Annotated in this window: 19 protein-coding genes and 2 pseudogenes; 11 read left to right on the top strand and 10 right to left on the bottom strand. The window is 67.5% G+C overall.

Going from position 1 to position 26,245, the window contains the following annotated elements; all coding sequences use genetic code 11:
• Window positions 1-181: 181 nt before the first annotated feature.
• A complete protein-coding gene (locus tag ACILSK_RS18655; RefSeq protein ID WP_395728681.1) occupies window positions 182-436 on the bottom strand; it encodes a hypothetical protein in 255 nt (84 codons plus the stop codon).
• Window positions 437-623: 187 nt separating this feature from the next.
• Window positions 624-2,225 carry an FAD-dependent monooxygenase gene (locus ACILSK_RS18660; protein ID WP_395728682.1) on the bottom strand — a complete coding sequence of 534 codons (1,602 nt, stop codon included), beginning with the start codon at window positions 2,223-2,225 and terminating at the stop codon, window positions 624-626.
• A 229-nt stretch (window positions 2,226-2,454) separates the two neighbouring features.
• Between ACILSK_RS18660 and ACILSK_RS18665 the strand changes: the two genes are divergently transcribed.
• Both ACILSK_RS18665 and ACILSK_RS18670 read left to right on the top strand, forming a co-directional pair.
• Window positions 2,455-2,814, top strand: a complete 360-nt coding sequence (locus ACILSK_RS18665; protein WP_395728683.1) for a nitrile hydratase — start codon at window positions 2,455-2,457, stop codon at window positions 2,812-2,814.
• A gap of 50 nt (window positions 2,815-2,864) precedes the next feature.
• Entirely contained in the window at window positions 2,865-3,182 is a 318-nt protein-coding gene (locus tag ACILSK_RS18670; RefSeq protein ID WP_395728684.1) for a hypothetical protein, read from the top strand.
• A gap of 287 nt (window positions 3,183-3,469) precedes the next feature.
• On the opposite strand, the gene ACILSK_RS18675 is transcribed toward ACILSK_RS18670, so the two are convergent.
• The gene (locus tag ACILSK_RS18675) at window positions 3,470-3,967 is read right to left on the bottom strand and encodes a hypothetical protein (RefSeq protein ID WP_395728685.1); all 498 of its coding nucleotides are present in this window, start codon (window positions 3,965-3,967) and stop codon (window positions 3,470-3,472) included.
• 484 nt (window positions 3,968-4,451) lie between these two features.
• Here ACILSK_RS18675 and ACILSK_RS18680 point away from each other — a divergent pair.
• Together ACILSK_RS18680 and ACILSK_RS18685 are read left to right on the top strand one after the other, a co-directional pair.
• Window positions 4,452-4,874, top strand: a pseudogene (locus ACILSK_RS18680) (SGNH/GDSL hydrolase family protein); the annotation flags it as partial.
• A 134-nt stretch (window positions 4,875-5,008) separates the two neighbouring features.
• A complete protein-coding gene (locus ACILSK_RS18685) occupies window positions 5,009-5,170 on the top strand; it encodes a hypothetical protein (protein WP_395728702.1) in 162 nt (53 codons plus the stop codon).
• A gap of 97 nt (window positions 5,171-5,267) precedes the next feature.
• On the opposite strand, the gene ACILSK_RS18690 is transcribed toward ACILSK_RS18685, so the two are convergent.
• Entirely contained in the window at window positions 5,268-6,095 is an 828-nt protein-coding gene (locus ACILSK_RS18690) for an alpha/beta fold hydrolase (RefSeq protein WP_395728686.1), read from the bottom strand.
• 354 nt (window positions 6,096-6,449) lie between these two features.
• Between ACILSK_RS18690 and ACILSK_RS18695 the strand changes: the two are divergent.
• Window positions 6,450-7,731 (top strand): annotated as a pseudogene (locus ACILSK_RS18695) (IS3 family transposase).
• Window positions 7,732-7,972: 241 nt separating this feature from the next.
• A complete protein-coding gene (locus ACILSK_RS18700; protein ID WP_395728687.1) occupies window positions 7,973-8,506 on the top strand; it encodes a phenolic acid decarboxylase in 534 nt (177 codons plus the stop codon).
• Between the two features lie 157 nt (window positions 8,507-8,663).
• On the opposite strand, the gene ACILSK_RS18705 is transcribed toward ACILSK_RS18700, so the two are convergent.
• The 5 genes from ACILSK_RS18705 to ACILSK_RS18725 form a co-directional block, all read right to left on the bottom strand.
• Window positions 8,664-9,452 carry a hypothetical protein gene (locus tag ACILSK_RS18705; RefSeq protein ID WP_395728688.1) on the bottom strand — a complete coding sequence of 263 codons (789 nt, stop codon included), beginning with the start codon at window positions 9,450-9,452 and terminating at the stop codon, window positions 8,664-8,666.
• The gene (locus ACILSK_RS18710; RefSeq protein ID WP_395728689.1) at window positions 9,452-14,386 is read right to left on the bottom strand and encodes a LamG-like jellyroll fold domain-containing protein; all 4,935 of its coding nucleotides are present in this window, start codon (window positions 14,384-14,386) and stop codon (window positions 9,452-9,454) included. The genes ACILSK_RS18705 and ACILSK_RS18710 overlap by 1 nt, the downstream gene beginning before the upstream one ends.
• A gap of 101 nt (window positions 14,387-14,487) precedes the next feature.
• Window positions 14,488-15,447 (bottom strand): hypothetical protein, encoded by a 960-nt coding sequence (locus tag ACILSK_RS18715; RefSeq protein WP_395728690.1) that lies wholly within the window; start codon window positions 15,445-15,447, stop codon window positions 14,488-14,490.
• Window positions 15,448-15,547: 100 nt separating this feature from the next.
• Window positions 15,548-16,036, bottom strand: a complete 489-nt coding sequence (locus tag ACILSK_RS18720; RefSeq protein WP_395728691.1) for a hypothetical protein — start codon at window positions 16,034-16,036, stop codon at window positions 15,548-15,550.
• 125 nt (window positions 16,037-16,161) lie between these two features.
• Window positions 16,162-17,367, bottom strand: coding sequence for an Ig-like domain-containing protein (locus ACILSK_RS18725; protein ID WP_395728692.1), 1,206 nt, complete (start codon window positions 17,365-17,367; stop codon window positions 16,162-16,164).
• 275 nt (window positions 17,368-17,642) lie between these two features.
• Here ACILSK_RS18725 and ACILSK_RS18730 point away from each other — a divergent pair, with 275 nt between their 5' ends.
• The 3 genes from ACILSK_RS18730 (at window position 17,643) to ACILSK_RS18740 (ending at window position 22,276) form a co-directional block, all read left to right on the top strand.
• Entirely contained in the window at window positions 17,643-18,404 is a 762-nt protein-coding gene (locus ACILSK_RS18730) for a trimeric intracellular cation channel family protein (RefSeq protein WP_395728693.1), read from the top strand.
• Between the two features lie 291 nt (window positions 18,405-18,695).
• A complete protein-coding gene (locus ACILSK_RS18735) occupies window positions 18,696-21,200 on the top strand; it encodes a discoidin domain-containing protein (RefSeq protein WP_395728694.1) in 2,505 nt (834 codons plus the stop codon).
• Window positions 21,201-21,304: 104 nt separating this feature from the next.
• On the top strand, window positions 21,305-22,276 hold the full coding sequence (locus ACILSK_RS18740; protein WP_395728695.1) for a hypothetical protein: 972 nt from the start codon (window positions 21,305-21,307) through the stop codon (window positions 22,274-22,276).
• Between the two features lie 359 nt (window positions 22,277-22,635).
• Here ACILSK_RS18740 and ACILSK_RS18745 read toward each other — a convergent pair whose 3' ends face one another.
• Entirely contained in the window at window positions 22,636-23,916 is a 1,281-nt protein-coding gene (locus tag ACILSK_RS18745) for an IS256 family transposase (RefSeq protein ID WP_395728696.1), read from the bottom strand.
• Window positions 23,917-24,441: 525 nt separating this feature from the next.
• On the opposite strand from ACILSK_RS18745, the gene ACILSK_RS18750 reads away from it, so the two are divergent.
• Window positions 24,442-24,831 (top strand): hypothetical protein, encoded by a 390-nt coding sequence (locus ACILSK_RS18750; protein ID WP_395728697.1) that lies wholly within the window; start codon window positions 24,442-24,444, stop codon window positions 24,829-24,831.
• 3 nt (window positions 24,832-24,834) lie between these two features.
• Window positions 24,835-25,401 carry a zinc ribbon domain-containing protein gene (locus ACILSK_RS18755; protein ID WP_395728698.1) on the top strand — a complete coding sequence of 189 codons (567 nt, stop codon included), beginning with the start codon at window positions 24,835-24,837 and terminating at the stop codon, window positions 25,399-25,401.
• Window positions 25,402-26,245 lie beyond the last annotated feature (844 nt).

Consider the following 26,245-nt stretch of genomic DNA (forward strand, 5'->3'; position numbering starts at 1 on the left):
CGCCCTGGTTGCCCATCGGGCGTTGCGACCCGGGGAGAATGCCGGCCGAAATATCAGGCGCTGCAGAGTCTTCCCAGCACTTGCATGATCGGGGGGAAGGCTGCGTCAGCCCCCGGCCGGGTCACCTCGGGCCTGAGCCAATCTGCCCGGGATCCTGTTGCCGTCATCTGCGCCAATCGGTTCAGAGTGGCCACTTCACACTGTTGTGGCTCAGCCCCGGAGTGATCGCTGACCGGACGTCGATGCCCTGGTTCGCCATGGACACGAGCAGGGTCGCCGTGCCGGCGACAAGTAATCCCGACACGACGATGATTGTCAGCACCAACAGGAGCTTTCGGCGGGATCGTCCGCGGGTATCGTTCACGAACAAGGGCAGCGGCGGTCGGGGGTTGTCGGTCCGGATCCGCTGACCGGTGGCGTGGTGGTCCAGTAACATCGGGTGTTCCTTTCGTCGGGATGATCCAGTACTCGCGCGCCATGGTCAGGTCGATCCGGGTGTCGGCTGGTCGGAAGGAGTCTGGGGAAGGGCGATCCCTTCGGTCGTTCTGCACCGCTTCACGGTCTGCCCGACCGGCCGGAATTCTCCGTTCCCCGCCTGCGCGTTCCCGGCCGTGGTCCGCAGTTCAGACAGCAGCGCGCTCGACGACGCCGAGGGTGTCTCGCAAGTAGTGTCGCAGGGCCTGCGGATCGGCCGGGTTGGCGATGAGCCCGATGTAGCCGTCGGGCCGGATCAACGCGAGACCGTCAGGCCCCAAACCGTACTCGCGTCCGATGGCGTCGTCGGGATCGACCAGGCAGTCTCGTGGTTCACCGACCGCAGAATCTGTGGTGTTCACGATCTGGACGACGCGGCCCAGATCGCCGAGGATCTGCCGGAGTGCCCGGCCGGTCTCCGCATCTTCGGTGCGGAGCAACACCAGCATGCCCGGTTGTATGAGCAGCTCCTCGATGGACACCGGGGTGCTGTCGAGGCGGAGCAGCCCGACCGGATCCGGCGCGTGGTCGCCGGCGCGGGCGGGAGCGCGGCGGTGGGCACCGTGCTGCACCGACAGAGCGCTGTTGCGGTAACCGACGGTCAGCTCGGCAACATTGGTCGCCACCCGCTTCCCGATCGGTTGCAGGTGACCGGCGAGGAACAAGGCCACGTCGCGCAGGGCGCCCGGAATGTCGGATGACCCGCCAACCGCCGTGAATCTCGCGGTGTTGCGGACGACCGACGCGCCGATGGGGTGCCGTTCGTTCTGGTAGGAGTCGAGCAGCGCGGCGTCGGCCCGGCCCTGGGCCACGAGAGCCAGCTTCCAGGCCAGGTTCGCCGCATCCTGGATGCCGGTATTCATCCCCTGGGCGCCGATCGGGCTGTGCACGTGCGCGGCGTCGCCGGCGAGAAGGACGCGACCGTGGCGGTAGTGCGGTACCTGCGCGTGGTGCACCTCGAAGTAGGTCAGCCAGTACGGATCGTGCACCCGGACCAGCCCGCCCATCCGCTCATCGGCCAGCGCCCGGATCTGTTCCCAGGTTGGTTCTTTCACTCCGGGCGGCGGTGCGTCCACGAAGAACATGATTCGGGCCCGGGTGCCGGCCATCGGGAACAGGAAGCCCATGCCGTCGGGATGCAGGAAGGACCGGATGGCATCCGGCGGTAGCGAGGTGTCGACGTGGACGTCGGCCATCGCGAAATGGTGGCCCTGGAAGACACCCTCCAAGTGCGTTCCGAGCAGGTGCCGGGTGGCACTGTGGGCGCCGTCGGCGCCCACGACCCAGCCGAAACGGCCGACCCGATCCCCGGCCGCCGAGCGCATGGTCACGTCGACGCCCTGGTCGTCCTGAACCAGTGCGGTGAGCTCGACACCGCGCTCGACGACGACACCGAGTTCGGCGGCCCGTTCCTCCAGGACCGCCTCGGTGTCGGGTTGGGCGACGTCGAGCACGTAGGGATGCCGGCTGGGGATCCTGCCGAGGTCGATGTGCGCCCGGGTGCTGCCGGTCCGACCGCTGATGACCTCCAGCGCGCGCATCCGCCGGCCGTGCTGTTCCAGTCGGAGCAGCACGTCGAGTGACGCCAGCATCTCCAGGCTCCGGGCCTGGATTCCGACCGCTCGTGACTGGGTGGTGCGCTGGGTCAGTGCGTCGATCACGTGTGCCCGGGCTCCGAGGCGGGCCAACTGGCAGGCGGTTGCCAGCCCGACGGGTCCCGCTCCGACCACCAGCACTTCTGTTTCGAGCATCTGGGTTCTCCGTCCTCTTGGCGAGTGGCGTCAGGTTTACGGCCGCGGCCGGTCGTCGATGAATAGCGTCCGTGTGCGTGTGTTCATCGTGGTCGGTCGCGACCGAACGGCGACTGTGCCAAACTCGCAGTTCGTCGGGCCGAGCTACCCGGTGCTGTCGGCCCATCCGACGACGGGATGGCGGCGGTGATCCCGAGCGATCGGCCACGGCCGGTGTTAGCCTCGTGCCGTGAATGACGGGGCCGGGTCGGGTGGCGATCGCGGTGTGGTTCCCGAACTCGAGCAGGCACTGACGGCGCTCGCCTGGGACGATCCCGCCGTCGCGGCCGATCCCGCCGCGGCGTTGGCCCGCTTGGGTGTCGACATTCCGGATGGAATGCTGGTCGATATCAGGATCCAACGACCCGACACCCTGTACCTGGTGATACCTCCCGTTGCCGACAGCGCTCCACCCGACGAGGTCGTGAACCAGATGGATCTGTGGCGCAGCGGCGATCAGTTCGTGTGGATCATGTCTCAGGACGCAAAACTGGCGCTACTGCAGATGCGCCGACAGTACCGCGCCCATGGTGCCGAGGAAGCGCCGTGAAAGGCGACCGGTTCACCGAGCATTATCGATTGCTCAGCACGGACTCGGAGATGCGTGCCCAACTCCTGGCCGATCCGAAATCCGCGCTGAGCGCCTATTTTGGTGGCATTGTCGACGGCGACTATCGAATCGAGGTCATCGAGCAACGTTCGGACACGATCACCGCGGTGATACCGACCCCGCCCGGATCCGGAACCGACGTGCCGACCCGCTTGGTCGAGGTGTCCGGTCGCATCTACGACATCCTGCACACCAGTGGTATCGGCGGCTACCTGATTCCCACCGAGGCACTCACCTGGGTCCTGCGGGACATGCGCGCGCAGTGGGCCGCGGCCGACGAAGGTCAGGATGCCGCGGCCGATACCTGACCAGTCGGCGCGCGGTCGGTCCCGAAGCGGACGCGATGAATTGTGTCGGACTTGCTGTTCCGTCCATGCTTGGCCCGTTTCGGGTGCCGATGCGTGAGGGCAAGCGCTTCCGTTCTCCCTCTCTAGCGGCGCCGCAGGCGGCCCTGGTCTGGGCCGCGTCGTGTCGCGGCCTGCACGCCCACGAGGGCTTCCAGCGCCGTAGCGCCGTAGCGCCGCAGCCCGGTGCAGGACCACCAAGCCCGCGGTGCCCTACCTATGTCCGGAGCCGAGTCCTGGGCGGGCAAGTGTCACGCGTCAACGATCGTCAACTGCGCGACTGGATCCGGCCCCGTACCGATCTCGCAGACCGAAATGGCGACGGGAAGACCACGTTCCTGCCCGCCGCAGGATGCGAGATTTCCGTCGGCACCAACTTGAAAGAAGGCCGAAACAGAGAAGTTGGTGCCTGCCACACCCCATTGTGGAATTCCATAGACGGTGTCGTCCTGCGTGGTCAGTCCGAAGCGCAATTGATCGGAATCGCCGTGATTCAAAGGATTCTTCGCCTTATTGACGGGCTCTGTTTCCGGTGAGTCCACCCAGAGCAGGTCGTGGCTGCTGTTATTGGTCACATTCAGGGTCAGCCCGGCCGGACTGACGCTGGTCACGCCGGCCTGGCCTGCGCCGGTGGTGGCGCTCGCTACGGGGCTCGTCGACAGATCCGCCACCGCCTGTGGATCGGACCCCGTCGCCGCGCAACCCGTCTGCCCGATCATCACCAGCGCGCACAGCCCGACCGCGAACAACGCTGACCGGCGCCTCGAACGGCCCGTCGCGGAACGCCTGTGGACCGCTTTCATCCGTGACCGCATTTCGTTGACCTCACTTCTTTCCGAGGGAGACTCTGCAAGCCGCCCTCAATCCATTTCCGGACCCTCCCGTCGATGATTCCTCGTGACGACGCGGACGCCGCTGTGCATAGTTCACAGTTTCTGCCGGGAGCCGCGCGGGCGGCCCGGCAGTTCCGCGGGAAAAGGCAGGCGATCGTCCATGGCTCCGAAAGCACGCCCATGAACTAGTAGTTCTACCCAGTCGCCGGATTTCGCCGGTCGGTCACCATTGTGATGTCCGCCTCAGCCCGAGCCTTCAGAGGTCCGTGATGGTCGAGTCGACCCGGTCCACCACCCGCCGTCGCCAGCCGGCCAGGGCCGCGGTCGGCTCCTGGCGCCGATACGTCGCCCTGGGTGACAGCATGACCGAAGGGTTGATGGACCCACCCCAGCGGGACCGATGCGGGGATGGGCAGATCGCCTGGCCCAGAACGTCGCTGAATCCGAGGCTCTCGAGATCCACTATGCGAACCTCGCTGTTCGGGGGAGTGTCGCGGCTCAGGTCCGTGACGAGCAGCTGCCGGTCGCGCTGGCGCTCGAGCCGGACCTGGCATCGGTCGTCGTGGGTGTCAACGACCTCCTGCGGCCCAGGTTCGACCTGAATGAAACCCTTTGGAACGTCGAGAGCGCCTGGGCCCACTTGCGTGCTGTCGGTGCCACCGTGCTCAGCTTCACCTTTCCCGACATCACCTCGTCCATGGTGCTGCCACCGCACTTCGCCAGGCGGCTGGCCGCGTTGAACGACGCGATCCGGATCGCGGCGGCCCGGCACGGTGTGCTGGTGGTCGACCTCGCCACCGAGCCCGCCGCGCTTCGTCCGGGATCCTGGGCTCCTGACCGCCTGCACGCCAACGAGATCGGGCAGGACCGGATCGCAGCGGCCATGGCCCACCTTCTCGGCTTGCCGGGCGCCGTCGACACCTGGTCGGTCCGCCGCCACCAATTCCGGAGAAGGGTGTGGTCGGCCGAACTCGCGGCCACCTGGCCTGGGCCTGCGGGCAGGTGCTGCCTTGGGTGTTCCGGGTCGCGGCGCGCGGCGACTTCCGTGAGTACCGGTCGGCCAAGCACACCGAACTCGTCCGGATCTCACCAACCACGGCGAGCGCCTTGGCCGCCTGACGCCCGCACACGTCGGTCCGGGCAGTTCCGCACAAGATCACGAGGAGGTGCGGGCCTCAGGTCGGCTGGCCCGTGTCGCTTGTGCGTCGACGGCAATTCAGTCAGCCAGCCAGTCCAGTATCAGCTCCATCACGGTGTCGCTGTTGCGGTCGCACATCGGCAGGTGTGAGTTGCCGACGACGCCGAGATCCGGCAGGCACAGGTCTGTGGCGCCGCTCGACCGGTAGATCGGAATCATCGGCGACCACAACGGGTGTCCCTCAGTGTGGTCACCCCACAGCAACAACGTGCGGCCCGCCACGAGCGCGGTGTCCGCCGACAGGGGCAGCGGCTCGATCAACACGATTCTGTGGACGAGCGAACCGACCTGGGTCAGGACCGTCGGCATCAACGCCGCACCGTGGCTGTGCGCAATCACGTGGCAGGTCCCGATCGTCGTGATCGCATCCACGATCGCCGCCGCTTCAACCATATCGTTGGTGCGTCGACGGGCAACGTGGGCACCGACAAGGGCATCGAAGTGTTCGATCGGGAACTGCCCGCCGGCAAAGGCAGTCTTCGATACCCATCCGGCGGCAGGGCCGATCCGGTACCGCTCCCACATCTGGCGTGCGGTTTTCCATTCGACCGGCCCGGCACGCTGCGAGTCCGGCGCGCGGCCGGCACGGCCGGTGTCGACCGAGTCGATGATGTACACGGGCCAACCGGCGTCGGCCGCTCGAGGTCCCCAGCCGTCGCGCCCATCCGGTGTCGTCTCCCACGCCGCGCCGGATAGGCCACCACCGTGGACGAACACGATCGGTGGGCGCTGTCCGTCCTCGATGCGCGGGCGATGGAATTGCACGTAGGACTGATCGACGATCACGTAGGAATCGCCGTACTCCAGACGGCGCCCCGCGGTATGGAACGAACCCCAATGTGCCACGGCGTGAATTGTCCACGACGGGGAAACCCCTCGGGCCGGGCGGTCGACCAGCAGTCGTACATGCTCCAGCTCGAACTGCCGTTGACTCCCGGCTGAGGTCCCCGGGTCCACGGACACCGTGCGAAATGCGACCTGCCTGGGTTTGCCCCCGTTTCGTGGAGACAGCCTTGAAGGATGGAGGGCGATGGCAGGGACACGGCGGAAGTTCAATGAGGACTTCAGGCGTGGGGCGGTGCGGTTGGTCTTCGAGACCGGCAAGGCCGACCACCCAGGTGGCCCGGGATCTGGGCGTCAACGAGGGCACTGAATCCCCCGGCGGGTCCCGAGACTTCAGAGCTTGGGAAGGTTGGAGTCATGCCGGGAAATTCAACGAGGCGGTACCCGCAGGAGCTGAAGCAGCGGGCGGTGCGGATGATCGCGGGTGAGCACGAGTCGGAGTGGGCGGGGATGGGCCGGGTCGCGGAGCTGCTCGGGGTCGGCACTGCCGAGACTGTCCATAGGTGGGTGCGGCAGGCCGAGGTCGACACCGGCGCCCGGGTCGGCACTTCTTCCGAGGAGTCGGCCGAGGTGCGCCGGCTGCGTCGGGAGAACACAGAACTTAAGCGTGCCAACGCCATTCTGAAAGCGGCGTCGGCATTCGTCGCGCCTGCGTGATTTGTGCTCGACCGCGTGGCCCGTTGATCGCGGAGTTCATCCGCCGCCACGCAGACCGCCGGGGAGCCCGGCGGTCTGCGATGGGGAGTCGAGCCGATCTGCGAGGTGTTGACCGAGCACTTGGGTCTGCGGATCGCCCCGTCCACCTACTACGAGCACGCCGCCCGGCCCGCCCAAGCGCGGCCGGCCGCGGTGCGGGTTGCGGCCCCGCTCGAGCAGGTCCGCCGGGTCCACATGGAGGACAGCCACGGCACCTACGGCGCGCGGAAGGTGTGGCTGCAGCTGAACCGCGAAGGCGTCTCGATGGCCCGGTGCACGGTGGAGCGGCTGATGCGGTCGGCTGGCCTGGTCGGCGTCCGGCGGGGCAAGACCAAGCGGACGACGGTCGCCGACCCGGGTTCGCAGCGGGCCGCTGACCTGGTGCAACGACGGTTCGCCGCGCTGGTGCCGGACCGTTTGTGGGTGGCCGACATCACCTACGTGAGCACCTGGTCGGGCTGGGTGTACGTGGCGTTGGTGACCGATGCCTACGCCCGGCGCATCCTGGGCTGGCGGGTCGCGACCACAATGAGCACCCAGCTGGTGTTGGACGCTTTGGAGCAGGCCATCTGGACCCGCCAACGGGCTGATCGGACTGTGGATCATGTGGTGGCGCATAGCGATCGAGGGTCGCAATACACATCGATCCGGTACTCCGAACGCTTCGCCGAGGTGGGCATCGCGGCGTCGATGGGGCAGCGTCGGCGACTCCTACGACAACGCCCTGGCCGAGTCGGTCAACAGCTTGTACAAGGCCGAAGTGATCCGGCACCGCGGCCCCCTGGCGCAGCATCGACGCCGTCGAGTTCGCCACCGCCGAATGGATCGACTGGCACCACCACCGGCGCGTGCACGAGTACTGCGCGACATTCCACCAGCCGAACTCGAGGACGCGTTCCACGCTCACCACCGAGCCCAGCAACCCGCCGGGCTCACCGTTTGAGACAGTCTCCGGACACGCCGAGGGAGTTCACAAGCCTTCGCCCTCAGGGTGAGTGACCGGCATCGCACCGCAAGGGCGGCACCGGCCACAAGCCGTGATGGACGACCTGGGGCCGTCCGCCACTGCGGGGCAGCTGCTCTGTGAATTCTGCACAGTCGGGCCGAGGCGGCGCGGGTTGAGAATTGCCCGATCACGCGCGTGCCGCGACCACTGAGCTTGTGACATCCGAAAGGAAACGCCGATGACTATCTCGATCGCCGACCCGCAGGCCGGCGGGAAATCGACATCGTGCCCGGAATTACCTGTGCAGGATCTCTCCGGAATCGTCGGGTACCGCATCGTGTACACCTACGACAACGACCGAAAGTACGAAATGTATATCAAGAATGCGACGACGATCGACTACCATGTGCACAGTGGCGACGTAAGCGGCCGGGTGGTCAAGGGGCAGCGGGTCGATCTGGTTCAGCTGGATGACTATCACTACAAGCTTTCCTGGACCGAACCCACCGGAACCTGCGTGGCAGTCAACTATCTGCCGGCCAAACGCAGGGTGCACGGCAGCACATTCTTCCCGCAGTGGGTCTCTCAGGACGGCTCCAAGATCGCCGTCTATCAGAACGATCATCTGGACGAGATGCAGCGGTTCCGGGCCGCCGGGCCGACCTACCCGATCGAGGTGATCACCGAATTCGCCACCATCGCCTCCTTTACCTTCGTCGGGGTCGATGACGAGAACGTGATTCCGGTGCCGACCGAATCCGCGAGCGCCTGACAGCGACTCCGACGACCCCATCGGCGCCTACCTCCGGTTCGTGGCGCCGCACCACACATGCCGACCGCCCCGCCGAACCGGGGCCGTCCACGCCAAGGCTGTCCGGGGATCGTGTTCTACTGGCCGACATCGCCGGGCGATGGCCCCGGCGATCGGGCTACGAATGTGGCGCGCTGGGCGGAGCTGGTTCGTCAGATGCTTCAGTAGGTGGCGGCCCGGCCGCCACCGCATTGCGACGTGCCCACAGGGTCAGGACGGTGCCGGCGATCAGCGCACCGATCGCGGCGACAAGCATGCGGATCGCGTCGAATCCGGTGTAGGCCAGCGGCGACCCGGCACCCGAGTCGCCGGCTCCGCCCGCGTACCCCGGATAGCCGGAGGATGAGCGAGTGGTGGGCACCGTCGCTGTCGATGCCGCCGAGGACGGCGTCGACGACGAGTCGCCACCGGAGGGCGGTGGCGTACTGGATGTCGTGGCCGGGGTGGTGGTGGTTGGTGTCGTGGTCGGCGTGGTGGTTGGTGTCGTGGGCGGCGGTTCGGTGGAGCCGAAGACCAGCACCAGCCGGTGTAGCCCGGTGGGCCGACCCCATTGGGCCAGGTACGCGGTGCCGGACGCCAGGACGTCCTCCCAGCGGACGTCGCTGCGCGTCCAGATCCGCTGTTCCGGGTCGAAACGGTGGACCGCTCCGTCCGTTTCGAGGGCCCATGCGTGATCCGGCCGGTTGATGGCAAGGTCGGTGGGGGAGCCGAAGAGCCGGGGTAGGTTCGGCGGGATGACCAGGGGAGCGGCGGTTTGCCGTTGGGCGGCCGCGTCATCGACCGGGCCGACCAGGCCGACGACCCCGATCGCGCCGAGGATCCCGGCTGCGCTCGCGCCCAGCTTGAACGCCTGGCGTCGGGTGTAGCCGGCCGGAGCGGTTGGCGCGATGCTGGTCGGGGCGGGCATCAGGCACCGTCCTCGACGAGTTGGACCACGTTCGTCGCGAAACCGAGCAGGCTGTAGATCTCGGTGACGACCATCATGGTGACGTACTCCACCAGCTCGTACTCCTTGCCCCCGAGGATCAGCAGGATCTCCGACACGCTATACAGACCTTGAAAGATGTTGGCGGTCAGGGCGAGTCCCTTGGCCTTGCCGGCATTCAGGTACCCGCTGGGCCATATCGGGGCGTAGACGGCGGAGACCACGATCATGATGACCCCGAAAAGGGTGTCGCGCCCGGCCTGTTCCTGCCACGTCTCTTCTTGGATGATGCCGATCAGGTTCCAGAGCAGCGGGGCGGCCTGGATGCCCCAGTAGATCCAATCCTGGGCCGCGAACTCGGACCAGCCGAACTGGACGACCATGGTGACCGCCCAGTCGATGAAGTCGGCGACCAGGTCCAGGGGGTCGAGCCAGTCGTCGTCGTTGTCGGGGCTGTTGATGGCGACGGAGTAGGCGATGATGTCGGCGACGGTCGCGAGGGAGTCGAAAGCGCACCCGACGATGCCGAGCAGGATGCGTCCGGCGAGCACTGCCTGCGGATCGGTGGCGACGGCGCCGGTGGTGTCGTCGGTGGGGATGGTCGGTGACCCGGTCAGCACACCGAGCAGGATGGTACCGGGGATGGCGCCGAGCAGGCAGGCCAGATCAAGGAAGGTCAGCTCGTCGCCGTGGGTGATGGCCTTGTAAAGGTCGGAGACGAAAGGAATGCTGATCGGAGTGTTCAGATAGCTGACGATCTGCTGCAGGATCGTGTTCGCCATCGCGAGGTAGTCGGCGGCGATCTGCTGCGCAAAGGTGACGAAGTCGTCCCCGAGGACCTCGAAGAAGCCGATGATGTCCGAGATTCCGGTGCTGACAAAGGTCTTCGGATCCTTGAAAATGTTGCCGGCCTTGTGCGCCTGCTGGCTCACCTGATCCGGTAGATCGCTGAACGATGCCTCGAGGGCGGCCAGCATGGCGGTCATGAACCGGTCGTGAGCGGCGACGACGGCGCCGCTGTCCCAACCGCCGGTGAGCAGGCCGGTCGGGGTCGGGCCAACGACGATGCCGCTGCTGTTCTCGTTGACCTTCTGGCTCATCCAGTGGCACTGGGAGGAATTGTTGTTGCCACCGTAGTTGTCCATCGCATCCGGGTCGTTGCCGCCCGCCTGTGAGTTCTGCACTGTCTGTCCGCTGGCCGATGTCGCGGTGGTGCCCATCGACGAGGAAGCCTTGCCCGACAATTGGGCCAGGATGCCGCTGGTGTCGCTGCCACCGTTGACCTCGCTGTCGAGCCAGGTCAGCATCCGGTCCACGATGCCCGGGTTGGCCGGGTCGGTCGGGTTGGAGATCGAGTTCCTGATGTAGGCGTGGTTGGCCAGGATGTTCTTCCAGTTGAACAGTGCGGACAGCCACTGAATGACCTTGCGGATGTCCGCGACCACGCTCTTGAGGAATCCGACCACTGCGGTGACCGCATCCTCCAGGGTGTGGATGACCAGGTCGTACTCGTTCTCGGCAGTGTGAATCACGGTCTGGACGGCGTTCTCGGTGAACTGCCACGCCAGCTTGGCCACCTTCTCGGCGCCCTTGACCACGTTGGTGACGAAGTCCTTGATGTCGCTGAAGATTCCGCCCACGGGCGAGGCGCCGGTGGCTGCGGCCGGCGGAGGGGTCGGGTCGTACGTACCGGCGGTATACACCGGCAACCCGCTGCTCAGATCCACGGTGAAGGTCGTGTCGGAGCCGGGCACGTACGGCCGGGTCGCGGGAACGGTGGCGTCCGCCGCGTACAGCGCAATCGGCAGCACCATCCGAGGCGACACGTACCGGTTCAGCAGGGACGCTGCGGTCAGGGCGGTGGCGCCGACCGAGCCGCTGTTGCGGGTGCCGACCGTGTTCCGGATCGTGGAGGCGATCGCGGTCAGGGATGCGGAGTCCTGGTACTGGGACAGGATCATCGGCGTGCCGTCATACCCGGTTGCCTGGTCCAGGTAGGACGGGGCCGGCCCGGTCGCCGCCACCGCGTCCGTGGGAGTGGGACCTTGCACGGTCGACAGGGTGGTCAGCTGCTCATGGTCCGGATAGATGACGACGGCCTCGTCGGCGGCCATGAAGTTCGCCCATGCGTACAGCGGTGGACAGGCGACATTCGGGTTGCCCGAGGGGGTTCCGTCGTCGAACGCACTGACTGCCAGGGTGATCTCGCCGGATCCATCGGTGGTCAGCCACAGCGGGGTGTCCGGTCCGATCGGGACCGTCGCGGTGCCCTGATTGACCAGGTACAGGGTGTCGGCCGACCACAGCTTGACCGGCTGCTGGGGGCGGACCATGCCCAGGGTGTCGCTGTTCACGGAGAACTCGTGCACGACGTTGGACATGTTGACCGCGTAGACGGCCAGCTGACCGTAGAAGTACACCACCCCGTTGGTCACCCCACCCTGCACGAACAGGATCGTGTCGGCCTGGGGGATCTCGTAGCAGACCGCGTCGTTACCCAGGCTGTTGGAGTCGACCGCGAAGAACGCCGGCGGGTTGCTCTCACCGTCGCCCTGGGTCGCGAAATACAGGATCCCGTTCTCGTTGACAACATCGGTGATGATCGCCGAACCGGCCTCCAGCCGCCACTGCTCGGCACCGGTCGCAGCGTCCAGGGCATACAGGTTGCCGTCGGTGCTGCCCACGAAAAGGGTGTCGCCGGCCACGACCGGGCGACCGACGACGACGGGAGTGCTCAGTGCGTGTGACCAGGCCTGGCTGCCGTCGGCCACGTTCAGGGCCACGACCGTCCCCCCGGTCGGCACGAACAGGGTGGTGTCGGTGGCGACCGGGTCGGCGGTGACTGCGTTCGCCGTCGGAACCGACCACAGGTTGCTGGCCGGATCGCTGCTGCCGATCGGCACCGCGGTCACCGAGGACGCCGCGGCCGTCGTGACCGCACCGAGGTAGGCCACGGTCTGGTCCGGTGAGATCACCGGCATGGTCGCATAGTCCGTTTCGGCGAGTTCGATCGTGTACTGCCCGACGAGGCTGCCATCAGTGGTCGAGAACCATTGCAGCAACAACCCGCCGCCACTGAGCTCGAGCTGAACTCCGGCGACGACGTAGGCTCCGGCTGCCGAAGGGCGGCAGACGAATCGACTGGACGTCATCAGGGCCGGGTCCGTCCAGGCGTTGAGTCCGGTGGTCCTGGAGTACGCGTGGAGCTCGGCCGACGGGATTCCCACCACCGAGGTCTGGATTCCCACATAGACGTTGGCCTGGTCCATGCCCACCGCGCCGGGGATGACCGGCGCGGGGATGCCGGTGGGGCTCACCACCTCCGTCGACCAGACGTTGTCCCCGCTCTGGATGTCCAGCATCCGCAGGTACGGGCTGGTCGCTCCGGTGGTGCCGTCATTGTCGGTGCACAGCACGCCGGCGGAGCCGAGCATCGGCCCGATCGGGGTGACGCCCGGCGTCTGGTACACCCATACCTGCTGGGGTTGGGGCTGTTGGGGCTGGGGCGCCTGGAGCACCGCGGCGGCGCCGCCCAGGGTGCCGGTCGTCGAGTCGACGATGTTGACCGGCACCATCGTCGCTGGTTCGGCCGGGTTGCAGGTGGACAGGTCGACCAGAATCCCGAGACCGTCCTCGGTGCCGGACAGCGCCGTCCACCGGTACGAGGAGATCTCGCTGGCGCTGCGGGCGGCCGTCCAGATCCGCACCCCGCAGAGCGACCCGTTGAAGCCCTGCTCGGTGAGGGTCGCCGACCCGATCCAGCATTCTCCGGTCATCGCCAGGTTGTCCGGGATCTGTACCGCGTCGGCGGTCGGGGTGCCGTCCTTGCAAAACTGCACCCATCCCGAATCGAACGTGACGGCGACGTGGTGCCATTGGCCGTCCGAGATCGTTGTGGTGTCCGTCGACACGTACGACTGACTCGCGCCCCACCGGAAACCGAGCTGGTCCCCGCCGGCGTAGTAGAACCCCGGGGTGGCCACCCCGTTCCCGATCTGGCAGGTCACCAGCGTCTGCGCGGTACCGGAAACCCCTCCGGCGGTGGACATCTTGATCCAGCACTCGATGCCGGCGGCGGCGCTGGTGGCGTTGGGGGCCAAGTCGACCTTGACCCGGTCGTCGGTGGCCCCGGTCAGCGCCAGCACGCATTGCGGCGACGGCAGATCGGTGCTGATCACCGTCGCGTTCTGGATCTGGCCGGTGTACCCGCCGGCCAGGTTGATGGCCGTGCCGGACGCCTGGTCGAACTCCGACGCGATCAGCAGCCCGCTTTCCGTCCCGGTCAGGACTGCCCACCGGCCGTCGGCGATGTCGTCGGCGGACCGTGCGGTCTGCCACACTCGCACGTCCCACATGTCGCCGATGAAGCCCGCGGCACCTCCCCACAGCGAACCCAATTGCATTTGCCACAGCTGGTTGCTGATCGAGGCACCGACGGTCAGCGAGTCCGCCGTCGCCACAGCGTCCTTGTAGAAGGTCACCGCGCCTGAATCGAACACGATCGCGATGTGGTGCCACTGTCCGTCGGTCACCGGCGTGCTGTCCGCCGACAGCAACCCCGCACCGCCCGGCTGATCCCAGTAGACCTCGATCTGGTCGTTCTGCAGGATGATCATGGGATGCAGCGGGACGGCATCCGAGTCGCCGGCCTTGAGCACGGCCTGCTGCCCCGACACCGTCGTGCGGATCCAGAACTCGAACGTCGCGGAGTCGGTGGAGATCGGGTTGTTGGCGTTCGGGTTCAGCGGCAGCACCGCTGAGCTCGCACTCGCGTTCAACCTGAGCGCGGAACCCTGCGGCGCACTGCTCGACGCGCTGCCCACCAACCGGGGGCGAGGAGCCTGTTCGGCCCGCGCGAGGTGCGGCAGGACGCCGGCCCACGCCGGCCCGGCCCCGGTCGGACTGATGACGGACAACGATCCTCCACCTCATTCATGACGGGACTACTCAAGTGGCGAACTGGCGCGGGTGTCAATATCGCCGCCGGGACGCGTCGACCCATCCGTGACGGCACCGGTCATGAGGTCACCCAGGTGAGCGTCACAGTTCCGTTCGTACCTCGGTACTGGTCCGGCGCCGGTGCGACGACCATGTTCGCGGCGACCTCGACCCATACTGCCGTCGACCCGGCTCCGCCGCCTCCGCCGCCGCCGTGGGTTCCGTCCGGCGTGGTGACACCGCCATTGCCGCCGTACCCACCCTGGAATCCGCCGCCGCCACCACCACCGGTGCCGTTCGGCCGGTTGCCGGCACCACCCGCACCGCCGATGGTCTGCTGATTGCCGGCGTCCGCCGGCATGCCACCGCCGCCCCCGCCCGGCCCGCCGCCGTCGGCGCCCTGGTCACCATCCCAGACGATGTACTGCGGATTGCCGTTGTCCGTCTGCAGGCCGGTGCCGGCCTTGCCGCCGGCACCGCCCGTCGCCGGTCCTCCGTCGTCATCGGTGGCATCGCTGCCGCCGCCGCCACCCCCGCCGGCGACGACCACGGTCTGCAGGTCGTCGTTGCCGACCACAAGCTGGACCGTCGTGGCACCGCCGCCGCCGGCGGCGCCGAGGGGCCCGTCGGAGGGACCACCACTACCTCCGTCGGCGCCCAGACCGCCCCAGCCGCCGGACCCTGCGGACATGTCGCCGACCTGCCCGCCACCACCGACCGACACGATCAGCGATTGATCCGAGGTCACCGGCAGTGGCGTCACCGTCTTGACCTCTGCGCCGGCGCTGCCGTTGCCGGTGGCCCCGGCTCCGCCGCCGCCGCCGATCGCATCGATGATCACGCCGGTCACCCCGGCGGGCACCCGAACCTCCCAGGACGCTCCGGAATAGCCGATCGTGGTGGGTGCCGGAGCGGTGGTGGCGTCGACGGCACGTGACGAGGCCACCTGGGCGACGGCCTGCGGGTCCGGTCCGGTCGAGGCGCCGGCCGAGCAGCCGGCCAGGCCGACCGCGAGAGCCCCGCACAGTCCCAGCACCATCCGAAGACGCTGTCGACCAACGATATTCATTCCGGATGCGCGCATTTGGCACGGTCCCTTCGCTGCATTCGGTGACCCGCCCCGCGGGGCGGAGCCGGGATCATGGGGTGATGGTCAACTTCACGGCGGTGGTGACCACGGTCGGCACGTTGGGCTCCCCGGACTGCTCGGCCGACACCGCATAGAACGGATAGCCGGCGGGATCCGGTGCGACCGTCACCATGGTGGGCACCCACACCGCCGAGAGGTTGCCGGAGGCATCGGCGTTCGTCTGATATTCGTCGTCGGGCTGCGGCTTGCCCGGACCCTGGTCTTCGGTCAGGCTGACCGTGATCGGTTCGTTCGGGGTGAAGCCGCTGGCCTCGACCACGATCCCCGCACCCCAGTCGCCGGCCTTGAAGGTGGTCGTCGGCACGGTGAGCGGCACGATCTTGACCTGGTCGGCATCGCTGTGGCCGGCCGGCGACGAGCTGGCCACGGCCACCTGCTCCGGCGTGCTCGCGGTGCCGCAGCCCGACAGCATGAACACGGTCGTGCCCGCCACTGCGATCGCCGCCAGGCCGGTCGCGAACCTCTGATTGATCCTCATGTCAAACCCCTCTCAAAGCAGTAGCGATGTCGCCGGTGAATGGACCACTCCATCGTGGGAGGTCGGCCATCAGGTCCGGCTGTGCGTAACTCACAGTCCTTGTGATCCGGGGTGTGGTCTGCATCTCAACCGCTGACGGTCAGCGTGCCGGCCGTGGTGACCCCGCCGGCATGCGCGGTGATGGACACGGTCCCGGGGCTGACGGCGGTGATAGTCGGGGCGAGGGCCGCCCCGTTGTCGTCGGTCAGCACCGTCTGCTGGGGTACCCCGCCCGGAAACTGCGCGTCGGCGTTACCGAGCATGAACGTGACCGGAATGTCGGGGACGGGATCGCCGACCCGATCGGTCACCCACACCGAGATCGGCTCGAAGTCATGTCCCACCGGTACGGCCGGCTGGTTCCAGCTCGCGGTCTGAGTGATCAGCGCCACTTGTGCGGGCAGCCATTGCAGGACGACGCGGCCGTCCGATCGATTGGGTGCGGCGCCGATGGCCGCGTCCGTCAGCGTGCCGGCCGTCGACAACCCGGCGCCGCCGCCCCCGCCGCCCGAGCCGTTCGTGCTCGGCCCGGCACTGCCACCACCGCCGCCGACCATCCCGCCACCGCCGCCACCGCCATCGCCGCCGATGGCGTCTTGGGCACCCGGCCCGCCGGCGCCTGTCGGCATGCTCTCCGCCAACCCGCCAGCACCCGAGCCGGCGCAGTCGCCGGCCTTGCCGTCGTGCGGAGGGTTGTCCGCCGTCCCACCGTCGCCGCCGGGACAGGGGATGCCGTCGTCCCCACCTCCGCCGCCACCGGCGGCCACCAGCACCGTCCGGCCTTGCAGCGTGATCGTCGTGGCCCCGCCACCACCACCGGCGAAGCTGTGGCCGCCGCCGCTACCGCCGCTGCTCGCGTTTCCCCAGCCACCGGCACCTTTGCCCGACCCGCCACCGGTCTTGCCTTGCTGGCCGACCGAAATAGTGAAAACCAGACCAGGTTTCACTGGCATCTGCCCGGTGACCTGGCCACCTGAGCCACCATGGCCGCCCATGGCCGTGCCCGAATCCCCGTCGCCACCGGCGCCGCCGGTCGCGGTGATCTGCACCCCGTCGACCCCGTTCGGTACGGTCACCTGTGTTTCCTGGCCGGTGTATCCGAGCGTGACCGGCGCGAGGTCGGCCGCGCCGGTCGCGGCGGCCGCCGTCACGGCATCGTCGACGAGTTGCGGATCCGGGCCGGGGGAGCCGGCCGAGCAGCCGCTCAGGCCGATGGCGCCGGCCACGACCACGCCAAGGAGCGCGTACGCCGATCGGCGGGGCCGCCCGGGCTTCTGATCATTGGTGAACACGACTCACTCCAGACAAGGGCTCGTGCGCGGCCGGGATCGCCGGTCTACCCGGCACCCGATCCGGCCGTTCGATCGGAAGCCCCGGCTGTCACCGAAGCTAGGAGCTCCGCCACGGTCGTGGTCTGTGCGGAACGCACAGTTCGGTCGGTGGGCCGGTCCGCAGCCGCCCGGATCGGGCGATCTCGGTCGACACCAGGCCGGTACTGATGCCAGGACTGTGAATCCTTCACAGTCGTCCTCGGGCCTGGCGCTGCCATGCTCATCGCCGTGGGCGGGTGTCGACGTCGCCCATTGCGCAAATCAGAGCTTGTTCGGCGGAAGCGAACCTACTCGCGGACCTGGGTGGGTTGACGGAGGACGCGATGAATCCCAGCAGTCAAGTGCCCGCAATCGTCACGGTGCTCAGTGACTTCCAGGAGATCCTGGAATACACCGGCACCGTTGCCTTCGCCATCACCGGCGCCGTGGCGGCCGGTCGGAAGAAGATGGACGTCCTCGGCGTCGTCGTCCTTGGCTGCCTGGTCGCGGTGGGCGGTGGCACGGTGCGCGACCTGCTGCTCGGCCGGCCGGTTTTCTGGATCAAGGACCCGACATTTGTTGTTGTGGCAGCCATTTCAGCCCTCACCGCGGTCCCGCTGGCGCGGACCAAGGCCTTGGATGTGCTCGAACGCTATCGCGTTCTGGCCGTGCTGGGGTCCGCCGCGATGGCATTGTTCGTGGTGATCGGAACGAACATCGCCCTGGTCGCCGGGGCGAATGGTGTCGCCGCCGTGATCGTCGGGGTCATCAGCGGGGTTGGCGGCGGTGTCATCCGCGATCTCGTCGCCGACCAGGTCCCGGAAGTTCTGCGAAACGGCGAGATCTACGCCTCGGCCGCGCTCGTGGGTTCCACCGTGTATGTCGTCCTCGTCGAGTTTCGCGCGAGCATCCTGGTCGCCTTCTGGATCGCTATCGCCGTCATCTTCACCACGCGGATGATCGCCTTCAACGCACGGTTGCTCCTCCCCACCTTTCACTACGTCGCCCCCGGTGGCTGATCCGCCGGCGCGGCGCACACGGAACCTGTTGGCCTGATGTCTCTCTCCCGGAGCGAACATCGAGCCGGAGCCGATCGGCTCCCCAGCTGCCCACGGCCCGACCGTTGCGCGGTCGTGCCGCCCCATCCCGAATGATCGTGAATATTGAACCGAAAGGGAACTGTGATGGGCCTTCTCGCCTCCATTGTGCGGCCGCGGTCGAATCCGGCCGGCCCGCCCGACGACGCCGGCCGCTCGACGAGCGTGGTTCACCACCACGGACGGGGACCGTGGGGGAGCCGGTCGATCGGCGTGGTCGCCGCGACGGCACTGGTGGGCACGTTGACCGGCATCCTGGACCCGGCGGTCGCCGCCGCGGACCCGGCCGGCGTCAGCGAGTACCGGGTGGTGGTGTCCTACAGCGGGGGAGAGCGGCGAGTGGAGGTGCCGATCGGGGCCACCGAGGCATACATCGAGGCCGGTGGCGGGGACGGCGGCACGGCTTCCCCGTGCACGAACTGGCACTCGAGCGAGGGCAACGCCGCCATCCCGTTCCAATGGGGTGAGGATCCGGCCGGAGCATCCGGTGGTGGTGGCACCTGGATTCACGGCACGTTCCCGGTGCGGGGTGGGCAGTCGTTGCTGGTCGCGCCGGGTGGCGCGGGGCAGACGGTGGACGTGACCCCCCGGATGATCGCGCGCCATGAGTACACCGGCGTGGCCGCCCGCGGCGGGTGGGGACTCAACGGAGCGAATGGCGGGAATGCCGCGGTCCGCGTGACGAACCCGGACGGTTCCTGGGCGGACCCGGACGGAGACGGCCCGATCAGGGGAGCGGATGCGATCGGGACCGTGGCCGGTGGAGGCGGCGCGACCACGGTGCGCTTCGACGACTCGAGCAAGAGCACCATCCTGGTGGCCGGTGGCGGCGGTGGTGGCGGCGCGTGTGGCGTGACTTCCGGCGGCACCGGAGGTTCGGCGGCCGGCGGCATCCCGGGCCAGAACAAGCGCGACTGGCTCAGGTCGTTGGGCTTGACGCCGGGCAACCAATCGTTCCCGTTGGGTGGATCGGCCGGGACGTTCGCCAATCAGCCGGGTTCGGCCGGTCAGAACAGCACGGCCCTCGGCGGTGGTGGCGGCGGTGGCTACCGGGGCGGCGGTGCCGGCGGGTCCGGTCAAAACGATGACGTGTCCGGGGATCCCATGGGTTCGGGTGGTGGTGGGGCGGGCTCGTCGTACACGATGCCGGGGTTCGCGGTGGGTTCGACGTCGGGCGCATGGACGACGACGACCCAGCATGACGGTGAGGTGCGGATCGTGTTCCGCGGGTCGAATCTGCTGGTGCCCCCGGAGAACGTTGCGTTGGCCGGGTCGGTGGCGGCGTCCTCGTCATTGGAGAACGGGCAGTGGTCGCGGGCGGCGTTGACCGATGGGCGCATGCGCAGTGGTGGTGATGTCAAGGGTTACACCTCGGACGTCCAGCCCGGCGCGTGGTGGTCGCAGTCGGTGACGGTGGATCTGGGCCGGGTGCAGGCGGTGGACCAGCTGACGTTGTTCCCGCGGACGGCGGTCCCCGGTGAGGATCGGGCGGTGACCGGGGCCGGGTTCCCGCGGAACTTCACGGTGCAGGTGTCCGAAGACGGGCAGTCCTGGACGAACGCCGGGAGTTTCACCGATCAGTCGGCCGACGGTGGTGGGGCGGTGACGTACCCGTTGGCGGCCGGGTCCAGTGGCCGATATGTGCGGTTGGATGTGTCCCGGTTGGGTCGGAACGCGCCAGGGGATGGTTTCCGGTTGCAGTTGGCCGAGGTGCAGGTGTCGGGCCGGGGTAGTGGTGATGTGGCGTTGGGTGCGGCGGTATCGTCGCCGAGTGCGTTCACTGGGTTCGGGTTCTCCCCGGCCGGGTTGACCGATGGTCAGGCGAACGCGCTGCCGGGCAACAACGGGTACTCCAGCGTCGTCGCCGCGGCCATGTCGGTGGATGTCGATCTGGGAGCCGAACGGCCGGTGGGTCGGATGGTGCTGCACCCGCGGGTGGCCCGGGCGGACGAGCCGGCGGATGTGACCGGTGCCGGGTTCCCGAGAACATTCGATGTGATGGTGTCCAATGACGGGTCGACGTGGCGTACCGCCGGTCATTTCGAGCAGCAGTCGGCCGATGACGGCACTGCCCGCAGCTACGACCTGACCGCGCCGACGCCGGACAAGTACACCGCCCGGTATATCCGGCTGAACGTCGTGGAACCGGGCCGGGCCGCCGGGTACGGCGACAACGAGCAGCGGTTGCAGTTGGCCGAGGTGCAGGCGTTCGCGCCGCCGGCGTGGAATCTGGCCCGGGCCAAGACCGTCGACGCCGCCACCTCCCTGGAACTGGGCGGGTCCAATGGCTCGTTCGGCAAGTCGCAGCTCACCGATGGAGTTGTCGGGAGTTCAGCGCTGCACGGCTACACCAGCGACGGTCACGCGTCGTCGGTGGCGCAGGAGTGGGTGGGAGTGGATCTCGGGCGCTCCCGGCTGATCAATGCCGTCGTCCTGTCCCCGCGGACCGCATTCGGAACCGAAGATGCTGCAGTGACCGGTGCATCGTTCCCGAAAGCGTTCCAGATCCAGGTGTCCGACGACGGCACCACCTGGAGTACTGCGGGTAGTTACCTCAATCAGCAGGCCGACGACGGCAAGGACCGGGCCTACGGGCTGGCCGCCGGAACCACCGGGCGCTACATCAAGGTCGTCACCAGCGAACTCGGACGATCCGCCCGCGGTGACAACGGGTTCTACCGGCTGCAACTGGCCGAGATGACCGTCCTCGGCAACTGAAACCCACCGTACGGACATAGCGGACCACGCTTCATGCGGCAAGGTCTCCGGTGCCTGCAGGTGACCGTAGACAAAGGCCGCAAGAACATCGAAGGAGATGAGAAATGATGTGGGAAAAGCAGGACCGCCGTCGCCGGCGGCTTGCCGATCTTGGCATAGCGATCGGTGCGTGCATTCTCGCGGCCACCGGCTTGACCGGTTGCTCGGCGGCGACCCCGCACCCGGATGCGCAAGAGGTGGCCGATGTGGTCAATACGACGACCGTGACCTACCACGGCCAGGCTCCGCAGGATGTGGCGGTGCCGCCCGGCGCCACCGGGGTGCTGATCGACGCGATCGGCGGCGGCGGTGGTGCGGGTATCGATGACAAAGGCAGCCTGGGCGCCCAGGTCAAGACGCAGGCACCGCTGCCGGTCAAGTCCGGCGATGGCCTGGTGGTGTCGATCGGAGGCAGCGGCCAGAACGCCAGCACCACCACTCCCGGCGCCGGTGGGTGGGGTGGGCTTGACGGGACCGGAGGGATCGGCGGTCCTGATGTCGGGGTCGGCGCGGCCGCGGGAGCCGGTGGCGCGACCACGGTGCAGGTCTCCACGGGGACCGGCACCGGGCTTCGGACACTCGTGGTCGCCGGCGGTGGCGGCGGTGGCGCAAGTGCCGTTCCGGACGGCGTGAAGACCGACCAAACCGGCGACGACACCGGCGCACCCAACCTCGGCGGTGGAGATGCGGGCACCAATCCTGAGCCCAACAATTCGAATCCGGACTTCGCGATCTGGCAGGGTAGCCGTGGGCATGGCCCTGCCGGTGGCCTGGCCGGGGTCAGCTCGGATCCGCCCCATGGTGGCGTCGGCGGTCAGGGGGCAAGCGGAGGCGGCAGCGGTGGCGGTGGCGGTGGCGGCTTCCAGGGTGGATACGGTGGCAACGGCGCCTCCAGCTACGGCGGCGATGGCAGCGGTGGTGGGGCCGGATCGACCGCTGTGTCAGTGCAGGTTTCCTCGGGTGTCATCGTTGCACCTGCTCCCGACAGCTTCCGGAATCAGAACGGCCAGGTGACCTTGACCTGGTTGTCCTCCTGACCGATCGCCGTCGGCCGTGCGCAGAACCGCATAGTCGTCGGACTGCCATTCTTCGCGCAACTTTCGCGACTGGTCGTTCCGCGGGGCGGGACGGCTGCGGTGCTGCCCGGAATGCGGCCGGACAACCCGATCCCGTCGGGGCGACGTAGCAGCGGAGCGCGGGCGGTTCGGAGTGCCGGCCCGGGCTGCGCATCGTGACGCCAGGCGCTGGCAGACACCGGCGGACCGATGTCCGACCAGGAAAGCCAGTGGGCCGACCAGGTCCTTGGCGGTTCCGCTTCAGCCGGAACCGCGGCGTGAACCGAGCCTGTCACGATTTCTGTGTAAGAACCTGCTGCTTTCTTACCGATTTCAACGTATCACATCACGATCCGTCCCGGGAAGTAGGTAACGAGAATGTTGAGGGCTTTCTTCCAGCCGTGGGTGCCGGTGCCGGACTCGCCCCCACGATTACTTGAAATGTTCCGCAGTCCCAGGTACAACAGTTTCATCGCTGAGTCTTTATCGGGGAAATGCCCGCGAGTCTTGGTGATCTTCCGCAATTGATAGTTGATCGATTCGATCGCGTTCGTTGTGTACACGATGCGTCGGAGTTCGACGGGGTAGTCTAGGAATGGGATGAATTCGTCCCAGGCCAGCCGCCACACGTCGACGGCGCCGGGGTATTGGGTTCCCCAGGTCTTGTCGAAGTCGGCGAGCGCCAGCTCGGCGCCGTCAAGCGTCGGCGCGGTGTAGATGCTGCGCATCGCGCCGGCCATCTTCTTGCGGTCGCTGTAGGACACGAACCGGAACGCGTTGCGCAGCACATGCACGACGCAAGTCTGCACGACGGTCTCGGGGTAGATCGAGCGGATCGCGTCGGGCAACCCGGTCAGCCCGTCGCAGCACACGATGAGGATGTCGGCCACGCCACGATTGCGCAGGTCGGTGAGGACCATGGCCCAGAACTTGGCGCCCTCGGTGTCCTGGATCCAGCAGCCCAGGGCGTGTTTGCGGCCGTCGGTGTCCACGCCGATGGCCAGGTAGGCGACCTTGGTAGTGACCACCCCGGAATCGCGGACCCGGATGCGGATGCCGTCGACGTAGACGATCGGGTACACCTCGTCCAGTGGCCGGCTCTGCCAGGCCTTGATCTCGTCGACGACGACATCGGTGACGTTGCTGATCAGCTCCCGTGACGCGGACACCCCGTACACCTCCAACAGGTGCGCCTCGATATCGCGTGTCGTCATTCCCCGTGAGTACAACGACAAGATCATGTCGTCGATGTTGCCCAGCCGGCGGGCATGTTTCGGGACGATCCGCGGCTCGAATGCGCCGTTCCGGTCACGGGGCACGGTCACATTCACCGGGCCGTTGATCGTCGACACGGTTTTCGTTGTCTTTCCGTTCCGGGAATTGCCCGTCCCCCGGCCGGCCGGGTCGCCCACCTCGTAACCCAAATGCCCGGTCATTTCCACCTCGAGGGCTCGATCAACGACCGCCTTGGTGATCTGGTTGAGAAGTCCGTCGACGCCGTCGAGCGGCGTCGCGGACGAATTCGCGGCCTTGATCAGGGAATCGATCGTGGCCGGCGACAGGACATCGGCAAGTCGTTGCGCGGCCGTCGAGTCGTCCGCCGTCGGTGTGGTCTGTGTCACAGCGGGTGCCTCCCTGGGGTCCGTCAAGCTAGATGATCTTGAGGCCTCAGGTCCTTACACAGTTGTCGTGACACCCCCCCCGTCATCGTCCCCGGGACTGCGCTCGCCCAAGCGATCCGCCATCCCGCACGGCAGGTTCGGCTCGCCCGACTACTGCGGCAGCCCCGAACCCACGTCGCACCCCTCGGCCGAGTGGACGCGACCGACGTCGGACGCTTGCTCGCCGCCAGCCGGAGACCGACATCGCCGACGCCCATGTCGTCATCTGCGCCCGCCGATCCGGCACCGGCGTCGTCACCAGCGACCCGGACGATCTGCGGCGGTTGGGCCCCGACCTGTCGACGACGTTGTTCGGTCGACGCCGTCCGGGGCCGGCCATGGACCTCGGCCGCATTCCCAGGATCCGCCCCCACGCCTTCGCCGAGGATGGCCGGCGGCCAGATGGTTGACATGATCGGTCACGCCAACGAGGACGTACGCGAACCCGCGCGGAGGTGATCCACCTGGCCGCGCATGAGAAGGGGTGTGCAGCCGGAACCAGCCCCAGCGACCAAACACCTGGCCGAACTCGACGCGCTTCTGGGCGTCATCCACGGTCCCGTACTGGGCCCGATCGGCGCCGACGCGGCGACCGCAGCCAGGACGCTGATGATCAACGCTGTCCGACGGGACCACCGGTACATCGGCGGCGCCGCACCCTACGGTTACCGACTGATCCACGACCAGCCGCACCCCAACTCCGGCAAGGTCATCCGGGGCCAACGGCGAGCCCAACTCGAACCCGACCGCGACCAGGCGGCGATCCTGCAGGAGATCTTCCACCGCATCCTGGCCGGCGACGGACACACCACTCTGATCAACCACCTGACAGCGCGAGCCGAACCGCTGCCGACCCGACGCGGATCCGCCGGCTGAACCGTGCAGGCAATCTCCGCGATCCTGGACAACCCGCGGTACACCGGCTACGAGTTCTGGCACCCCTACAGCGCCCGCAGTAACCCCTGCCTGCCGCCCGAGGCCTACCAGATCTTCGTGCGCTCGGACCGCCCCGCGCACCCCGCCCTTGTCGCCATTGATGACTTTCTCGCGGTGGCCACGATGCGCACCCAACCGGTCAGGCCCCGCCCCAGCCGCACCAGCGACGCGGGGCCGGTCCTGCTCCACCGGATCAGCTGCGCCACCTGCGGCAGCACCATGAGCGTCTCGTCCAAGGGCGGGCGGGTCCGGTACCGATGCCGGCCGACGCCCGACGGCCCGGCCGCTGGTCACCGAGCCTCGGTGTACCTCGCCGAATCCCGAGTCCTGGCCGCCATCGCTCCATGGCTGCGCCAATGGTCCGAGACGTGCCCATTATGGGCACACGGTCGGTCCACCCTGCACGCGATGGTCCACGCCGTCAACCTACGGCTTGCCTACGACCCCGAGAGCATCCACGCCACAACAGGTATCGGACGAGAACTAACGGTCAACCTCACCCGTCATTGATCGCACGAGGGGAGGCGTAAATGAGTGTCCGAGGGGGGACTTGAACCCGTCCATCCGGCTTCTGAGCATGCTGCGATGGGGCACTGAACTGGTAAAACGTCTGAACCGGTGTGGACCCGTGGGCGAGCTGAACGGCCCGGCGTGCCCATCATGGGCACGACCAATCCAGTTCAGGCCTCATAGCGAGCGCTGATCGGCCTCGATCCCAGCAGGACGGTGGGCCTTCTGCTTTTCAGGGTTACGCGAGGGGCTTCTGGCGAGTTCGGCAGTGTCCTGACCTGCGCTTTTCATGTCCTGATGGTGCCACAAGACGCCCTGAGTGGCTCTGCGGTGTCACCCAGGGTGTCACCCAAGATCCACTTTGGCGCTCGGCCGGCGCACCGGTCATTGCGCGTCCGTGTCCTTGGGCGGGCCGGCCGACAGCTCATCGTCACGGCGAAGATGATGTTCGCTTACACCGTCGACCATCTCGGAAGCAGGACCTACCGCATCGGGTCGATCCCGAGAGCACAGGGCTGACGTCGAGCCGCCCAATACTCCAATTTGGAGCGCACCGGACCCGGAGAGTCAAATGGGATCCGCGCGAACCATATCCACTTTCCGAGCCCAGGCTCAAATGGCGGACTTGGACGGTTGAGGGAGCGATAATTGAACCGATTACAGCGTCCAGAACGAGCCGGCCCAAGGATGTAACCCAAGGATGTAAACGGGGGTCAACGAGGGCAGGCAATCGCAAAGAGGAGAAGATTCCGCTGCTCAGAGACGGCTCATAGATGCGCAGGCCGTGACTGCAGCCTCCTCACGGACGGCACAACTCATATGTTGTCCTGTCCCATCCAATCTG

This window comes from Nakamurella sp., from assembly GCF_044224575.1.
Lineage (GTDB): Bacteria > Actinomycetota > Actinomycetes > Mycobacteriales > Nakamurellaceae > Nakamurella.

Excerpts from the sequence above, each read along its gene's own strand:
- ACILSK_RS18655 (WP_395728681.1), bottom strand. The coding sequence starts at position 436 with ATGTTACTGGACCACCACGCCACCGGTCAGCGGATCCGGACCGACAAC.
- ACILSK_RS18660 (WP_395728682.1), bottom strand. The coding sequence starts at position 2,225 with ATGCTCGAAACAGAAGTGCTGGTGGTCGGAGCGGGACCCGTCGGGCTG.
- ACILSK_RS18670 (WP_395728684.1), top strand. The coding sequence starts at position 2,865 with ATGCGTGCCCAACTCCTGGCCGATCCGAAATCCGCGCTGAGCGCCTAT.
- ACILSK_RS18700 (WP_395728687.1), top strand. The coding sequence starts at position 7,973 with ATGACTATCTCGATCGCCGACCCGCAGGCCGGCGGGAAATCGACATCG.
- ACILSK_RS18705 (WP_395728688.1), bottom strand. The coding sequence starts at position 9,452 with ATGCCCGCCCCGACCAGCATCGCGCCAACCGCTCCGGCCGGCTACACC.
- ACILSK_RS18715 (WP_395728690.1), bottom strand. The coding sequence starts at position 15,447 with ATGGTGCTGGGACTGTGCGGGGCTCTCGCGGTCGGCCTGGCCGGCTGC.
- ACILSK_RS18720 (WP_395728691.1), bottom strand. The coding sequence starts at position 16,036 with ATGAGGATCAATCAGAGGTTCGCGACCGGCCTGGCGGCGATCGCAGTG.
- ACILSK_RS18740 (WP_395728695.1), top strand. The coding sequence starts at position 21,305 with ATGATGTGGGAAAAGCAGGACCGCCGTCGCCGGCGGCTTGCCGATCTT.